Below are 589 nucleotides of genomic sequence, written 5' to 3'. Positions count from 1 at the left end.
CCGCGCCCGCCTCATCGGCGGCCTTCTTGGCGAGCAGTGAATCCTTGAAGTGCTGCAGCGAGCCCGCCACCTGGCCGATCTCGTCATTGCGGCCCGTCGCGGGAATCTCGACGTCGTGTTGTCCGGCAGCGAGCGTTGCGATCACGTCCGCGAGCCGGCTGAGCGGCGTCACCACGCGCCTGCGCAGCATCATGGTCACGCCACCGAGAGTCCCGAGCAGCGCCAGAACCACCACGCCTGCGAGCGCGAGCATCGCCAGTGCGCCATCGCGCGAGGCCGAGGCACGCTCGGAAGCTTCCGCCAATGCGGCATCGCGCACGCCGTAGAACATCTGGATGGCCGGCACGATGACCTTCGCCAGTTCGTCGGCGTTGCTGCTGTACTTGCCGTCACTCCGGGCTGCGGGAATCTCCTTGTCGACGGCGGCCGCAGCTTTTCCAAAATACGATTCCGTCGCCGCCTTCAGCGCGGTCGCGATGCGGGAGGGATTTCCGAGTTGGTCGATGCCTGCCTCGATGCGCTCGCGGTCGGCCTCCACGCGGCCTTGCATGCGATCCATCAGCGACAATTCGGTCGCCGTGAGCGGGCG

Annotated in this window: 1 protein-coding gene; it reads right to left on the bottom strand. The window is 67.2% G+C overall.

Annotated features, from left to right (window positions below; genetic code table 11):
• Window positions 1–589 (bottom strand): HAMP domain-containing protein (locus IC66_RS0108860; RefSeq protein ID WP_038947414.1); only part of this gene is annotated, 589 nt, incomplete at both ends.

This window comes from Bradyrhizobium genomosp. III (genome assembly GCF_000261705.1).
Taxonomy (GTDB): Bacteria; Pseudomonadota; Alphaproteobacteria; order Rhizobiales; family Xanthobacteraceae; genus Bradyrhizobium; species Bradyrhizobium ottawaense.
Note: the sequence above shows the minus strand (reverse complement) of the source record. Positions and strands in the feature narration are given on the sequence as shown.